The 15,148-nt window shown below is 69.8% G+C and carries 12 protein-coding genes and 3 pseudogenes; 9 read left to right on the top strand and 6 right to left on the bottom strand.

Annotation, left to right across the window (positions count from 1 at the left end):
• Positions 1-91: 91 nt before the first annotated feature.
• Both IM697_RS44935 and IM697_RS46110 read left to right on the top strand, forming a co-directional pair.
• A complete protein-coding gene (locus tag IM697_RS44935) occupies positions 92-592 on the top strand; it encodes a hypothetical protein (RefSeq protein WP_228044151.1) in 501 nt (166 codons plus the stop codon).
• Positions 593-726: 134 nt separating this feature from the next.
• Positions 727-1,676: pseudogene (locus tag IM697_RS46110) on the top strand (IS630 family transposase); the annotation flags it as partial.
• Between the two features lie 34 nt (positions 1,677-1,710).
• Here IM697_RS46110 and IM697_RS24445 read toward each other — a convergent pair.
• The 3 genes from IM697_RS24445 to IM697_RS24435 form a co-directional block, all read right to left on the bottom strand.
• Positions 1,711-2,322: a dihydrofolate reductase family protein gene (locus IM697_RS24445; RefSeq protein ID WP_194038249.1), complete on the bottom strand. Its 612-nt coding sequence runs from the start codon at positions 2,320-2,322 to the stop codon at positions 1,711-1,713.
• 74 nt (positions 2,323-2,396) lie between these two features.
• On the bottom strand, positions 2,397-3,239 hold the full coding sequence (locus IM697_RS24440) for a helix-turn-helix domain-containing protein (RefSeq protein WP_194038248.1): 843 nt from the start codon (positions 3,237-3,239) through the stop codon (positions 2,397-2,399).
• 73 nt (positions 3,240-3,312) lie between these two features.
• Positions 3,313-4,125, bottom strand: coding sequence for an SAM-dependent methyltransferase (locus IM697_RS24435; RefSeq protein WP_194038247.1), 813 nt, complete (start codon positions 4,123-4,125; stop codon positions 3,313-3,315).
• Positions 4,126-4,871: 746 nt separating this feature from the next.
• Between IM697_RS24435 and IM697_RS24430 the strand changes: the two genes are divergently transcribed.
• Complete coding sequence (locus IM697_RS24430) at positions 4,872-6,410, top strand: pectate lyase family protein (protein ID WP_194038246.1); 1,539 nt, start codon at positions 4,872-4,874, stop codon at positions 6,408-6,410.
• 29 nt (positions 6,411-6,439) lie between these two features.
• Positions 6,440-6,874 (top strand): VOC family protein, encoded by a 435-nt coding sequence (locus IM697_RS24425; protein ID WP_194038245.1) that lies wholly within the window; start codon positions 6,440-6,442, stop codon positions 6,872-6,874.
• A 32-nt stretch (positions 6,875-6,906) separates the two neighbouring features.
• On the opposite strand, the gene IM697_RS24420 is transcribed toward IM697_RS24425, so the two are convergent.
• A complete protein-coding gene (locus IM697_RS24420; protein ID WP_194038244.1) occupies positions 6,907-8,166 on the bottom strand; it encodes a low temperature requirement protein A in 1,260 nt (419 codons plus the stop codon).
• A 724-nt stretch (positions 8,167-8,890) separates the two neighbouring features.
• On the opposite strand from IM697_RS24420, the pseudogene IM697_RS24415 reads away from it, so the two are divergent.
• Positions 8,891-9,298: pseudogene (locus IM697_RS24415) on the top strand (glycoside hydrolase family 3 N-terminal domain-containing protein); the annotation flags it as partial.
• Here IM697_RS24415 and IM697_RS24410 read toward each other — a convergent pair.
• Positions 9,280-10,197, bottom strand: a pseudogene (locus tag IM697_RS24410) (beta-mannosidase); the annotation flags it as partial. The pseudogenes IM697_RS24415 and IM697_RS24410 sit on opposite strands and share 19 nt — an antisense overlap.
• A 369-nt stretch (positions 10,198-10,566) precedes the next feature.
• Here IM697_RS24410 and IM697_RS24400 point away from each other — a divergent pair.
• Both IM697_RS24400 and IM697_RS24395 read left to right on the top strand, forming a co-directional pair.
• A complete protein-coding gene (locus IM697_RS24400) occupies positions 10,567-11,619 on the top strand; it encodes a hypothetical protein (RefSeq protein WP_194038243.1) in 1,053 nt (350 codons plus the stop codon).
• Positions 11,620-11,621: 2 nt separating this feature from the next.
• Positions 11,622-12,731 carry a beta propeller repeat protein gene (locus IM697_RS24395; RefSeq protein ID WP_194038242.1) on the top strand — a complete coding sequence of 370 codons (1,110 nt, stop codon included), beginning with the start codon at positions 11,622-11,624 and terminating at the stop codon, positions 12,729-12,731.
• Positions 12,732-12,782: 51 nt separating this feature from the next.
• On the opposite strand, the gene IM697_RS24390 is transcribed toward IM697_RS24395, so the two are convergent.
• Entirely contained in the window at positions 12,783-13,406 is a 624-nt protein-coding gene (locus tag IM697_RS24390; protein ID WP_194038241.1) for a histidine phosphatase family protein, read from the bottom strand.
• Positions 13,407-13,543: 137 nt separating this feature from the next.
• Here IM697_RS24390 and IM697_RS24385 point away from each other — a divergent pair, with 137 nt between their 5' ends.
• Both IM697_RS24385 and IM697_RS24380 read left to right on the top strand, forming a co-directional pair.
• On the top strand, positions 13,544-14,125 hold the full coding sequence (locus tag IM697_RS24385; RefSeq protein ID WP_194038240.1) for a GNAT family N-acetyltransferase: 582 nt from the start codon (positions 13,544-13,546) through the stop codon (positions 14,123-14,125).
• Between the two features lie 30 nt (positions 14,126-14,155).
• Positions 14,156-15,112 carry a GlxA family transcriptional regulator gene (locus tag IM697_RS24380; RefSeq protein WP_194038239.1) on the top strand — a complete coding sequence of 319 codons (957 nt, stop codon included), beginning with the start codon at positions 14,156-14,158 and terminating at the stop codon, positions 15,110-15,112.
• Positions 15,113-15,148 lie beyond the last annotated feature (36 nt).

Raw genomic sequence — 15,148 nt, 5'->3', positions numbered from 1 at the left:
CCGCCGCGAGCACCCGCCGCGAGCACCCGCCGCGAGCACCCGCCGGGGAGGCCGGGAGGGGTCCCGGCCGGGGCGGGGTTTCATGGCGCCCATGATGCGCAGAACGTCATCCACCGCCGCCGTCGCCCTTGTGGTCGCTGTCGTGTTCGCCGCGCTCCCGTCGTGTTCCTCGGGTTCGTCGGACGGGTCCCCCGCCGAGGGCCGGCCCAGCGGGTCCGGCTCCTCGTCGACTCCCGCGCAGACCGCCACGGAATCGCCCTCGCCGACCGCGACCGGGCCGTGTGCCGACGGCACGTGCGAGATCGAGGTCGCCGTGGGGGACGTGGTGACCGTGCCGGAAACGTACGGCCTCGGGCCGATCGAGGTGAAGGCGATCAGCGACGACGGGGTCGAGATGGTCGCGCCGCTGACAGGGTCGGGCTTCGGCGTTTCGGGCTGTGCCGGTGGTGGCGGTGTGTCCTCGGAGGGCGGTGGCGGCGTCGAGCTGCGCTGCGACGAGGGACCCGCCGCGACCATCAACGACACCATGAGCCTTCAGGTCGTCGAGATCCGTGACACCGCCGCCGTCCTTCGTATCGAACCCGCTGGGTGACGTGGGGCTGAGAAGGGCGCAGCAAGACTGACCGTCGGTCGGACGGACGCAGGGCCCGCCGGTGTGGGAGATCTCTAACGGCCAGGGTCCTCAGCCTGGTTGGCGGCTGACGCGGGATTCGCTGGGCCGGAAGCATGAGGTATCCGGACGGCGGCGGGTTGAGCGCCGAGGACCGGTCCGGCGGGAGCGGGTGCGCCGGGCTGCGGCCGACATGATCGAGGCAGGTGCCACTGTTCGTGAGGTGGCCCGGCACTTCAGGGTGACGCGGATGTCGGCCAACCGTTGGCGCCACGCCCTGGCCGCGGGTGGGCGCCAGGCGGTGGCCTCGAAGGGGCCGGGCGGCGCGCGTTGCTGGCTGTCGCCTCAGCGGTTGCGCTTGCTGGAGGCGCCAGTTGGATGCCGGGCCGTCCGCGCACGGATGGAGTGGGAATCAGTGCTGGACGCTGGAGAGGATCGCGGAAGTGATCCTCCGCCGCTTCCGGGTGGAGTACACCCTGGCCGGGGTGGACCTGCTGCCGCACCGGATCGGCTGGAGCATGCAGATGCCCACCCGTCGGGCGGCCGAGCGCGACGAGGAGCGCGTCGCGGCCTGGCGGGAGGTGGACTGACGGGTGACAAAAGGACGGCGGCACACCTGGGTGCCTGGCTCTGCTTCCAGGACGAGTCCGGCCAGGGGCTGAAGCCGCCGAAGGGGCCACACCCCGGTCGTGGCGGTGACCGCGGCCGGCACCAAACGCAGCTCGCTGGCGGGACTGATCGCCACCGAGCCCGGCCGCCGACCGCGGCTGATCTACCGCACCCTCGTCGACCGCGGACCGCGCCGGCAACGCAAGGGCTTCACCGCTACCGACTACGCGCGGCTGCCGGACGCCGCCCAGCCCACCAGCGACTCGGCGACTCGATCGCGCTGGTCCGGGACAACTTGAACACCCATGTCAGCCGCGCGATGCGGCAGCCGGTCGCGAACCGGGACTGGCTCACCGTCCAACCAGCTGCCACCGTACGCACCGAACTCAACCCGGTCGAGACGGTGTGGTCCCACCTCAAACGGTCACAGGCGAACCTCGCCAAGACCGGCCTGGACCTCACACCGGCGCAACCTCAGCCACTGAAGATCTCTAGCGGCGTACCTTGAACCTGAGGTGCAGCACCCGGTCGCCCTGGATGACCACGTGGGGATCCTCCAGCAGATGCTGGCCGTCGATGCTGCCGAAGTAGCGTTTGCCCGACCCGAAGACCACCGGCACCACGTCCATGGCCACCTCGTCCACGAGGCCGGCCGTGAGGATCTGACCGCCCACCTCACCGGCGCTCACGGCGACGACTCGCTCACCGGCGAGCTCCTGGGCCTTGTCGATCGCAGCCCTCACGTCGTCGACGAAGTGGAACGACGCCTCGGGGTGCCAGCCCTCGGGCTTGGGCCGATGGGACACCACGACCACGTGGTCGCCAGCGGGCTGGTTGCCTTCCCAGCCGTTCATCAGGTCGAAGAAGTGGCGGCCCATCACGATCGTGCCAATCGACTCCCACATCGGCCGGACGTACTCCGCCGATGCACGTGAGACCTGGAAGCCGCTTCCGACGCTGGAGTGGTCGTACTGCTGGTCGCCGCCTTCGGTGATCGGGGTGTCCCCGCTGAAATACCAGTCGTGGAGTGGCCCGACGTCGTCGTTGGTGTCGGCGATGAAGCCGTCCACCGACACCACGTTGTGCATGATCACTGTGCCCACGGGTCCTCCTCGGCTCTCCCTGCGTGTGCTCCCTCGATCTTGTCGCCCCTGGAGGCGTCCGGGCATGTAAGAAATCAATCAGCGGGCATCGGACCTGCGTCCGGCGGGAACCCCGGTTCGGCGGGGAATCGGCGCCGCAGGGCCAGGTACTCCGTCGGGGTGTGGCCGGTGAAGTCTTTGAACTCCCTGCTGAAATGAGCCCGGTCGAAGTAGCCTGCCGCGTGCGCGAGTTCCGACCAGTCGACCGGACGCAGGGTGTCCACGGACGTGATCAGCCGCGCGAAGCGGTAGATCCGCGCCACCCGCTTCGGGGTGACCCCGACATGGGCCTTGAACTGCGCGGCCAGGTGGTTGCCACTCACCCCGGCGCGCGCGGTCAGCGCACCGATCGGGATCGTTCCGTCGGACATCTCCAGACGCCCGCCTGCGTGCAGCACCAGGTCGAGACCGCGCGACGGCGCCTCGGCGAGTCGCGACAGCAGCTCCGCTTCCAGCACCCGCAGTGTCTCGGTCGCCGACGCGATGTCGCCGACCTGGTTGCGAATCCGGTCCACCGACCGTCGCCACACGGCGTCGACCGGTACCCATCGGTCCCGCAGCTCACTCGCCGGCATGTCGAGGAACGGCGACATCCCCCACGGCTTGAAGTGCACCCCGACCAGCCGCACCCGTGCGGGATACTCGACGAGGAAACGCCTGGTCCATACGCCCAAGAACCACCCATCGGCCAACACCGCCGGCGGCACCGCAGGGTCGGAGTCCCGCAAGCGGACGGGTCCGCCCAGGTTGAGGAACAGGTGCGCCGACGGCATCGGCGGGATGTTCATCCGGCGGTGGCGCGGCACCCCGGTCAGGCAGTAGATGTCGTCGACGAACCGGTCGAGGGGCGGACAGGGCACCCGGCCGACGTATTCCACCGGCACAGTGTGCCCGACAACCGTTCAGCACGCGAGGGACGTCGTCGGCCCCTCCCGTCCCGTGGCCCGCCGGCTACGCCTTCCGGGCGAGCCCACCGTGCTCGGCTATGGCCTCCGGAGTGGGTGAACCGGGCTCCGGACGCCACTGCGTGACCGAGACGACGCCCGGCTCGATCAGTTCCAGGCCGTCGAAGAACGTGGTGATCTCGTCGACGGTGCGCAGAATGTACGGGACCGCGCCGCTGCTGTTGTAGGCGTCCTGAGCCTGTTCGAAGACCGGGTCGATACCGAGGGACCCGTCGTTGATGGAGAGGTAACTGCCCGAAGGCAGGGCACCCATCAGCCGGGTGACGATGGATCGGGCCTGGGCGTAGTCGGAGACGTGGCCCAGGATGTTGCTGAGGATGAGCGCGGTGGGTCGGCCGAGGTCCAGTGTCTCGGCGGCGGCCGCGAGGATGCGGCCGGGGTCCGTGACGTCGGCGTCGACGTACGCGGTCGCGCCCTCGTGGGTCGAGTAGAGAAGGGCCCGAGCGTGGGCCAGGACCATCGGATCGTTGTCGACGTAGACGATCCGTGTCTCGGGCGCGAGTCCCTGAGCGACCTCGTGGGTGTTCTGGGCGGTCGGAAGGCCGGTCCCGATGTCCAGGAATTGCCGGATCCCCGCCTCGGAGACGAGATGGGTGATGTTGCGACGCAGGAAGGCACGGCTGGACCGGGCGATGGTGACGATGCCGGGGAAGACCGCGGTGTACGCGTCGCCGGCTTCCTCGTCGACGCGGTAGTTGTCCTTGCCGCCGAGCCAGTAGTTCCAGATGCGTGCGGAGTGCGGGACCGACGTGTCGATCCTCCGATCCGCCGGTTCTGGCGCCGCCACAGGGTCGCTCATCAGTCGTGTCCGTCCTTCAGTCGAGGCGTGGATCATTCATGGCACAACCTATGTCCGAACTCCTGCTGTCCGCGCGCTTGTTGAGATTCTCAGGTAGGTCGGACCGCTCCACGGACGCCGGGAGATCTTGGTCGTGTAGGGGTACATGTAGGTGTTCTCTGTTCATGTACTGGATCGGCTGTTCCGACCTTGCTCCCGGCGAGACCATCAACTCCTGCAGTCAAGCCGTCCCAAGCTGTGAATCCCCTCCCGGACCATTCGAGAATGTGAACCAAATTTGGCCGACAGTCTTGTCGGTCGGCCGAACGGGTCCTATCGTCACCACTCGGAAAGCGCTTTCTCGGTGAGTTGGGAACCTGCCGGGAGGGCCGATCGTCGCGGGGGCCGCCGCGACGTGTGCACGAGCCGCCGGTGAATCGACATGCAGGCATCCGCACAGCGGTGCCATGTCGTGGAACGAAGGGTGCACGTCATGACACGCACATGCCGCACCATCCGCCGCGTCCACGCAGGCGACGGCTTCTCGTAACACAAACCCGCAGGACACGGGTTCCCGCCGGTACACGGCAGACCCGCGGCGACCGCTCGTGCGTCGCGACTCGGCATGCCCCAGAACCCCGTGACGACGGGCACCTCGACGAGCGCCATGCCCGACCCAGCTCGACCCCACCTGTCACAAGTCCCGGCTGTCGCACGCCCATGCGCGACCAAAGCCATGGTGACCCTCGATGAACTCAGGAGACGAGATGAGAAGACCTGTCGCACTGCGATTGTCCGCGGCGTCGGCCGCGATGGCCCTGGCGGCCGCGGTCGGCGTCGCCCTGTCGATGCCGGAGGCCTCGGCCGCGACCGGCTACGCGACGCAGAACGGCGGGACCACGGGTGGAGCCGGCGGGCAGAGGGTCCGCGCGACCACGGGTACCGAGATCCACGCGGCGCTCTGCGGCCGGGCCGCCAGCAGCACGCCGATCATCATCGAGGTCGAGGGGACCATCAACCACGGCAACACCGCGAAGGTGTCGGGCGACAGCTGCAACACGGCCGCCGGTGTCATCGAGCTGAAGCAGATCAGCAACGTCACCCTCGTCGGGGTCGGCAGCGGTGCCGTCTTCGACCAACTGGGCATCCACCTGCGCGAGTCGAGCAACATCATCATCCAGGACGTGACGGTCCGGAACGTGAAGAAGTCCGGCTCGCCCACCTCCAACGGCGGCGACGCCATCGGCATGGAGAGCGACGTCCGCAACGTCTGGGTCGACCACGCCACCCTGGAGGCGTCCGGGGGCGAGTCGGAGGGCTATGACGGCCTGTTCGACATGAAGGACAACACGCAGTACGTGACGCTGTCGTACAGCACGCTGCGCAACTCCGGCCGAGGCGGCCTGATCGGTTCCAGCGAGAGCGATCTGTCCAACGGGTACGTCACCTTCCACCACAACCTCTACGAGAACATCGACTCCCGAACCCCCCTGCTGCGCGGCGGGACAGCCCACATCTACAACAACCACTACGTCAGCCTGAACGAGTCCGGCATCAACTCACGGGCCGGAGCCAAGGCAAGGGTGGAGAACAACTACTTCGAGGACTCCAAGGACGTCCTGGGCACCTTCTACACGGACCAGCGCGGCTATTGGCAGGTCGGCGGCAACGTCTTCGACAACGTCACATGGTCCAGCCCCGGAAGCGACAACTACCCCGCGGGTCCGAACCCCCAGTCCAACACCACGGTGAGCATCCCCTACTCCTACGCGCTCGACGCCGCCGCGTGCGTCCCCGACGTCGTGAGCCGGACCGCGGGCGCGGGCACCGGTCTGCAGGTGTCCGACGGCAACTGCTCGACACAGACGCCGACTTCCAGCCCGACGGCTCCCACGTCCCCGCCCACCACCACACCCACGGCGGATCCGACCCAGCCCAGCGGCACCAACCTCAGTATCGGCGCCGGCTCCGACGGCTCCAGCAAGGCCGACGGCACCAGCTACGGCAATGTCCGTGACGGGGACATGGGCACGTACTGGTCACCGGCCGGCTCGACGGGGTCGGTCTCCGTCAAGTGGGGTTCGGCGACGTCGGTATCGCGCGTCGCCATCCGGGAGGCGGCCGGCTCCTCGGGGGTCATCGGCTCCTGGCGGCTGTTGAACGCGGATACGGGTGCGGTGCTCACCAGCGGCAGCGGTGCGGGCGTCATCACGTTCCCGCAGATCTCGCTGAAGAAGATCACCTTTGAGATCACCGGGGCCTCCGGCACTCCGAAGGTGGCCGAGTTCGAGACCTACGCCTCGTAGCGACGACACCCCCTTGCTATGGTGCGCCGATGTCTTCGATCAAGCAGTTCCAAGTCACCTTCGACTGCGCGGAACCTGAGCGCGTCGCTCGCTTCTGGTGCGAGGTGCTGGGGTACGTCGTACCGCCGCCGCCGAAGGGGTTTGCCACGTGGGACGATTTCGATCGCTCGCAGCCTCCCGAGGATCGGGGTTCGTGGTTCGCGTGCGGTGATCCCTCGGGTGTGGGCCCGCGGCTGTTCTTCCAACGGGTTCCCGAGGGAAAGGTGGTCAAGAATCGGGTGCATCTCGACGTGCGGGTCGGCACCGGGCTCGTGGGTGAAGAGCGCCTGGCCGTGCTCGAGGCCGAATGCACACGGCTGGTGGCGCTCGGCGCGGTACGCGTGCGGCTACTGCTCGCCGATGACGACAACGAGTCGTGCATCGTGATGCAGGACATCGAGGGCAACGAGTTCTGTCTCGACTGAGACCCTCGGGACGTGGCGCGCTGACAGACCGCTCAACGTGACTCGGCTGACCTCTCGTTGATCAGGGAGCCCTGCCTCAGCCATCGAACGAATGCGAAAGCCCACGTCGCGAAGAGGACGAGCAGCAAGGTGAGAGCGAGGAGCCAGGGGGCGGGGCGGGACCAGCCGGCGAGGAGCGCGGCGACGGCTGCCGCGACGAGTGCGACTTGTACTGACTTGTAGGCGGAGGGGTAGCGGTCGTAGTCCTCAAGGGTGGGCAGAACCACCACGGTGGTGAGCAGCATTACGGCTACGGACCCACCCATCAGCCAGCTCACGGCGACCGGTGTCCGGTGGTCGGTGGCGTGCTCCACGAGGCCGACCATTCCGGCACCGCCTGCCGCGACGGCCATGGCCATCGGCAGGTGAGTGAAGATCCAGGTCGCCAGGTAGTGGCCGGTCTCGCGGGGCAGCCGTCGGGACACCAAGTCGGCGTAGTTCCACCAGAAACCGAAACCGATGGCGAGCCCGAGCAGGCCCGTGGTGGTGACGAGGGCGCTGCGTTCGGTGTCGGTCAGGCCGTTCACGACACCGATGACGACTTCGCCGAGCACGATGATGATGAACAGTCCGAAGCGCTCGACCATGGTTTCGGTCACGACGTCATAACTCGGCCTTCTGCGCCAGAAGATGAGGATGACGAACTCCACGCCGCACCACGCGACGACGAACACCGCCCAGACGGCGAGACGGACATCGGCCGACAGAGGTACCGAAGCCGCCGTCACGATGATGCCCGCGACCATGACGATCAGATAGCGTCGCGGCGTCCTGCGCAGCTCCGGTAGGTCCAGCCGGTACACGGAGTACCACTGGTAGCTCAGCAGGGCCAGCAGCAGCGCGTACAGTGCCGCCAGGACGCGGCCGTCGTCGCTGTCGGCGTGGCCGACGTAGACGGCCATGAGGCACAGCAGCAGCATCTGCACGAAGATCAGCGAACGGGTGTGACCGTCTTCGCGGCCGTGCAGTTCGTAGAAGAGCGTGCCGTTCAGCCAGGCGATCCAGATCAGCCCGAAGATCACTGCGAATGTCGCCGCCCCTCGCCAGGAGATGTCCTCCGCGAGGGTGTGGGCGGCCTGGCCGATCAGGACGACGTAGACGAGGTCGTAGAAGAGTTCCAGGAAGCTGACGCTGCGACTGGTGTCGACCTCGCCGTGGCGCCGCGGCGGGTGGAAGAGCCATCGGCGGGTACCGGTGCCCAGAGGGACCGCCTCCGTGGTGACGGGACGGGGTTCGGGGGCGCTGTCGGACATGTGGGGCTCCTGTATGGCGCAGCCGAGTGGGTGGCGAGGTGATGGTGACGGCTGCCCTGGGCGCGGTGACCGCGGGCACGCCGCAGTATGGCGAACCGCGGTCGGTGATTCGGCAGGGCGGAGCAGTGAGGCGGCGCGTGTCCAGCGGCAGCGGTCCAGGCGCCCTGCGGGCATGGCCGACCGCCGGCGACGGCGGTGTCTCCAGACGCCCAGGGGCGGCGAGGCACCGCGTGACCTTACCGACTTCACCGCCCGGGCGGGTCTCTGCCGGGGCGAACCGGCGGAGCCCCGCTGCCGAGTTGCCGCATCGTGACCCGCCTGAGCCCGGGCCTGTTGGCCGGTGATGGGCAGACGACGCCTGCGCATGAGCTGGTCCTCGGTGCGGGCCATGCCTGGGTGTCGTCCACCCTGTCAACCCCGCCGCCCGAGGGGCGCCGTGATGTCCAGCCGTGCCCCTTGAGTTCGGTCGGCGAAGACCGCCTCCGCCTCGCCGCGGGCGCGATGTCGAGGCGGACGAAGCCGCGCAGTTCTCGCACGCGTGGCCAGGACGTGCCGCCCGACAGACGGCGGACATAGAGCTGGACCGTTTCGTGGGCCGGCCGCGAGCCGGTGTCGCGGACGGTGACCTGGCACGTCAGATTCGGTGTGCCGGCGTCGACTCGTCGGCTCGACAGGCGCGTTGGTCGGTACTCGACGCTCGTGTACGACAGCCCTTGGCTGAAGGCGTGGCGGGGTACGCGACCTGCTGGTGGAGGAGACGCCGCACGGCCACCAGGCCCTGGACGGCACACTGGGCTCCCGGTGAATCTGGCGGTCGGCGGCGCCACCTGGGATCCGGGGCTGTACGCCGAGGCGGCCGCGGCCACCCACCGGTGCCGAACTGCGCTCCCGGGGCGCGCACTTGGCGCTGGTGTCCGCTCTCGACCTGGTACGCGATCCGCGCTGGGGACGTGCCGAGGAGTGCTTCGGAGAGGACCCGTATCTCGCGGCGCGGCTCACCGAGGCCCATGCGCTGGTTGACCTGGCCGACCTTCTCCGCGAGCGTCATACGGCCCAGCAGGTCACGCACACGGTCCGCCACCGATGCGGCCGGGGCCAGGTAGCGGGGTGCGGTCATCGCAGCTCCAGCACGGCGACGCCGTACGCATCGAGCGCCACGTCCGTGACGGGCTCGCCGCCCTTCAGCTCGTGCAGGGCGCCCTCGGCGGCCGGGCGGACCGTGAGCGGTTCGGCGCTCCGGCTGACGAGCCACACGAAACGCCGTCCGTCGGCGTGGACAAGGACGTCCGCCGAGACGTGCGGGTCGGGGACCGTGACGGGCCGCCGTATGGCCGCGACCTCCGCCAGGGCCTCGTAGAGGCGATGCGTGGCGTCCGGGTTGGCGCGCGGCGTACGGGCCGCCATGTGCTCCAGGGGATACGTGGCCAGCACCGTGCGTCCGGCCCCCCTCTCGTGCACGACGAGCGCCGGCCGGCCATGGGCGTCCACGGCCACGACGCGGCCCGCGCGGGGCAGCACGGGCAGGTAGGCGCGGCTGTCCTCGTTCCCGACGACCGGCACGCGCAGCACCTCGCCCGCGCGCAGCCCGTCGAAGTCCTCGGTGAACGTCATCTCCAGCACGTCGTCCTCGATCGGCTCGGCCACGCCGTACGACGACTGCAGTTCCACGCCGAACAGTCCGTCGAGGTCGTCGAACCAGGGGCCTCGCGTGATCGGATGCTCGCCGGAGCAGAACGACAGGTACACGGTGGCGCCCGCGTCGGCACGGCGCGCCAGCTCGCGGCGGGTGCGGGTGCGGGTGGTGAGGTGGCGGGTGGCCGGCAGCAGATGGAGCGCCGCCGTGCCGGGCAGTCCGTCGGCCTCGCGGGTGAATCCCACGGGCAGGTCGGTGGCGCGCGCGGTGACGTGACTCTGCTGCGGGGACGTGAAGATGAGCGGCCGGTCGGCGGGGCGGTTGTAGGGGTAGCCGCGTTCGAGGAAGGCGGGTACCACCAGGCCGGCGTCGGCGTCGATGCGGGCGCAGCGGGCGAACGAGGCGGGTACGGCCGGCAGCAGGGTGAGCGCGAGCGAGAAGACCGTCACCAGCGCGGAGTTGACGACCGCGAGCCCCAGGTCGGCGCTGTCGAAAGCGGTCCGGAAGTTGTCCAGGCCGAGCGAGCCGGGCGGGGCGAAGGGGTGGGCGAAGATCTCGTCGTTGGTCGTGAAGGCGGAGGCGAGGAAGCAGTAGAGGGGGATCACGAGCAGTCTGGCGGCAGACGCGGCGGAGGGAGGGAGCGAAAGGGCTGCGGCCAAGGGGTGACGTCGAGGTGCTCGCGGGACGCACGCATGGCCGAAATGCCGTCTGTTCACACTCAAGTGACTGCCCATAAGCTCTGCGACCTCCGCGGACTGGGGGGTCTCGTGAACGGTCTCCGTGCGGTCGTTGTCTGCCTTGTGATCGCGTGTGCCGCGGTGGTGTCGCCGGCCGCGGCTGTCACACCGAGCTGGTCCGCGTTGCCGGTGCCCGCGGCGGCCCCGCCGGTGACCGTGTCCGATCTCGCCGCCCGCGGGCCCAGGGAGGCGTGGGCGACCGGGTACGAGCGCGCCGCCGATGGACTGCGGCCGATGTTGTACCGGTGGGACGGCACGGCGTGGAGCCGGGACACGACCTTCCCCGGCGCCGGTGAGTCGGGCTGGCTCGGCAAGGTGCAGTTCGTCGGCGACGAGGTGTGGATCTTCCACAACCGCGGGGGAGCGGGGGAGATCCTGCGCCGGTCGGCGGGCGGATGGAGTGCCGTGCCGCTGCCGCAAACCCTGTGGACCTACCAGGACTTCACCGCGGTGCCGGGTGCCGCGTGGGTGGTCGGTGAGGATGGCACCGGGCTGAAGGTGTTGCACTACGACGGGTCCGGCTGGACCACACAGTCCACTCCGGACGGTGTGCTGTTCCTGATGGGGATCACCGCTCGTACCGGCACCGACGTCTGGGCCTGGGCGGACACCAGCACCGGGACCACCGTTCTGCGCTGGGACGGCACGGCGTGGCGGGACGCGAAGGTGCCGCTGCCGCCGAACAGCAACGTGCACACGACGCTGCTCGAACCGTCCGGCCGGGTGACGATCGGCGGCAGCCGGTACACCGACGGCGCGGCCCGCACGTACCTGATGACCTGGACCGGGCTCGGGGCCTGGCGCACCACCTACCCACCGCTGGGCGACACCCACACCGAGGCCATGGCGCGCGGCCCGGACGGCGCGCTGTGGCTGCCGGTGCGCAGCGACCGTGCCTTCCAGTCGAAGTACGCGCGGGTGAACGGCTCCCGCACCACCTTCTCCTACGGCCCGGAGCGCAAAGACGCGATCGACGTCAAACCGCGTGCACTGGCGAGGGCCGGGTCCTCGCTGCTGTCCCTCGGAACCGTCGAGATCTACGGCACGAAACCGAACCTGATGAGCGAGCGGCTGGGAGGCTGACCATGGCACGCAGACTTCTCGTCGCGGCCCTCGCTGTCGCCATGACCATCGTGACGATGATGAGCCCGGCCGCGGCGCAAACCCTGTCCTGGCAACACGTGCCGGTCCCGGCACAGACACGCCCACAGGCCGGGCTGAACGAGGCGGTGGCGCTCGGTCCGGACCGGGCGTGGGCGGTGGGTGCCGACGCCGTCGGTCGGGAGGCGCCGGGCTTCCCGCTGGTGCTGCGCTGGAACGGAACCGCGTGGCAGCGCCAGAGCCTGCCCGGGACCGGCTGGCAGGGAGAGCTGCTGTCCATCGCCGCGACCTCACCCACCGCCGTCTGGGCGGTCGGCCGCGACTCGGCGGGCGGCGCCCACCTGCTCCGCTTCGACGGCATCGCCTGGTCCGAGAGCCGGCCGCCGCGCGGTGTCGTGCTGACCAAGGTCGTCGCCGGCGGCGGCGAGACCTGGCTGATCGGTTCGCGGGACGGCGCGCAGGTACTGCTGCGCCGGGACGGGCATGGCTGGCGGGACGTGCCGACGCCGCCGGGAGCCGTGTACGGCCTGCACATCCTGGCGGCCGACGACGTCTGGGCCGCGGGTGCCACCGACTCGGGTGCGGCCGTGTCGCACTGGGACGGGCGGTCGTGGCAGCAGACGATCGTGTACGGGTTCCCGCGGTCGGCCGTGGGCAGCGTGCTGGCCGTCTCGCCCACGGAGGTGTGGGCGGGCGGCACGGCCGGGTTCGTCGGCGGCCCGCCGGGTCGGCCGATTCCGCCACTGCTGGTCCGCTGGGACGGGCAGGAGTGGAGCCGGGTGACCGTGCCCGCCGACTTCGGTTCGATCAGCTCATTGGCACCCGGCACGTCCGGCGCGCTGGCCTGGATCTCGGTGGCCAACTCGCAGAAGTGGGGCCCGCCTGGCAGCTCTCCGCCGCTTGTCCCCGGGCCGGACTTCCTTGCCTGGGACGGACAGTCGTTCACCGAGTACAGCGAACCGGCGGTGGCCGGGGAGGGTGGCTCCAGGACGCTGCGGCTGGCGCCGGTGCCGGGCACGGCGACGGTGTGGTCGGTCGGCCGCGCCGACGGCCCTGAGGGCACCTTCGCGCCACGCATCCTGCGGTTCGGTTGAGCGGCACCGCCCCGGGCCCTCGTACGAGATCACCGGGGCCTGGCGGTCGCGTCAGATGTGCGGCTCGGGAGGAAAGCCTGTCCAGCGCAGCTCTGTGGGCAGATGCCGCATGTCGTTGGAGAGGAGGACGGAGGCCGGCCGACCGGGCGTGTAGCGGATGACCGTGAGTGCCGCGTTGCAGTGGTTGAGGCCGAGCCAACGCCATTCGGGTGCGTGCATGGCGTCCCGGACGAGCCAGGCGACCAGGAAGTTGTGGGTGACGACCAGCTCATGCCGGTCCTGATCGCCGTCCACCGCCCCGGTGAACAGATCCAGCGCCTGGCCGGCCAGCGCAGGTCCGTGCTTCCGCTCCTCGTCGGTGGCGTCGGCGAGGAAGCGGAGGTAGAAGTCCGCTGATTCGGCCGGAAGCTCGTCCTTCTCCGGGAAGTAGGGCACGTAGTCACCAGCGACCTCCGAGGCGTGCAGAGGGACGCCCTTCAGTTGGTCGCCGATGAGGCGTGCGGTCTGCTCCGCCCGCGGCAGGGGACCGTGGTGAACCGCTGTGAACGGGATGTCCCGGAGGCGTTGGCCGAGCAGTGTGGCCTGCCGTCGACCGGCCTCCGTCAGCCCGCTCTCGTCCGGTGACGCCTCGCCGTGCCGGACAAGATAGAGGTATCGGGTGGCCGTACCGCTCATCTCAAGCTCCTCCGCGCCCACTAGCGATCTTGTGCCTTGATGGACGCTGCCTGCCTGAGCGCCGGTTCCGGCAAAGAGACGGGCTCCAGGTCTTCTTTCTCGGATCACTCTCACGGCCGTGGGATAAGTTGCCGGCCATGACCGAACTCGGAGCCGGCGCCTGGCCACCTGCGCCGATAAGGACCGAACGGCTCGTGCTCCGCGAGTCCGAGGCCCGGGACCGCGCGGCGTTCATCGAACTGTTCGCATCACCAGAGGTGGGCACCTACATGGGCGGGCCCAGACCGCGTGACGAGCTCGAACGCGCGGTGTCCGAGCTGCCCGGGCGGCGCCCTGGCCTTTTCGTGATCGACCTCGACGGAGCGATGATCGGCATGATCACGCTCGAACGGCGGGACGCCGAGCGTCCGGGGCACGTCCGTCAGACTTCCCGGGCGGTCGAGCTCGGCTACATGTTCCTGCCGGAGGCGTGGGGATGCGGGTACGCGGCCGAGGCGTGCGCAGCGGTACTCGACTGGTTCGCCGACGTGCTTCCCGGTGAACCGGTGGTGCTCACCACCCAGACCGCCAACGACCGCTCGATGCGCCTCGCGGCCAAGTTGGGGTTCACCGAGGTGGAGCGGTTCGAGGCGTACGGCGCCGAGCAGTGGTTCGCAGTGTGGTCCTGCGACCCGGACGGGGTCATCGCGGTGGACTCTACGAGCGTCCGCGTCGACTGACCATCAAATACCCCTCGTACCCTGGTCCCCGTGCCCGCCACCCGCCTCCATCGCGTCGCCGTCCTGGTACTCGAGGGTGCGAAGCCGCTCGACGTCGGCATTCCCGCGCAGGTGTTCACGACCCGGGCGAGCATGCCGTACGAGGTGCGGGTCTGCGGTGCGAAGACCGGTCTCGTGACCGGCGGCGACGGCCTGTCGTACCACGTCGCCCACGGCCTCGACGCGCTGGCGTGGGCCGATATCGTCTTCATCCCTGGTTACCGGTCTCCGGACCGCGACGATCCGCCGGCCGCCGTCGTCGCCGCGCTGCTCGCCGCCCATGACCGTGGCGCGCGGCTCGCCGCCATCTCCACGGGTGCCTTCGCGCTCGCCGCCACGGGTCTGCTCGACGGCAGGCGCGCCACGACGCACTGGCACTACTCACAGGCGCTCAAGGCGAAGCATCCCCTCGTCCGCGTCGACGAGAACGTTCTGTTCGTCGACGAGGGCAGCGTGCTGACGTCGGCCGGCGCCGCCTCCGGCATCGACCTGTGCCTGCACATCCTGCGCGCGGACCTCGGGGTGGCCGCCTCGAACCACGCGGCCCGACGGCTGGTGGCGGCCCCCTACCGCAGCGGCGGTCAGGCACAGTACGTGCCGCGCAGTCTGCCCGAGCCGCTCGGCGAGCGGTTCGCGACCACCCGCGAGTGGGCCCTGCACCGGCTCGGCGAGCCCCTCACTCTCGATGTGCTCGCCCGGCACGCGGCGGTCTCGCCGCGCACCTTCTCGAGGCGCTTCGTCGAGGACACCGGGTACACGCCGATGCAGTGGGTCATGCGCGCCCGCATCGACATGGCCCGTGAGCTGCTGGAGCGCTCGGAGCGGAGCGTCGAACAGATCGCCGCCGACGTCGGTCTGGGCACCGGCACGAATCTGCGGCTGCACTTCCACCGCATCCTCGGCACCACCCCGAGCGAGTACCGGCGCACGTTCGCCCAGGGCGAGTAGCCGACCGCCCGGCGAGATCCTGGCGAGATCCTTTCG

It is taken from the genome of Streptomyces ferrugineus, from assembly GCF_015160855.1.
GTDB lineage: Bacteria > Actinomycetota > Actinomycetes > Streptomycetales > Streptomycetaceae > Streptomyces > Streptomyces ferrugineus.
Note: the sequence above shows the minus strand (reverse complement) of the source record. Positions and strands in the feature narration are given on the sequence as shown.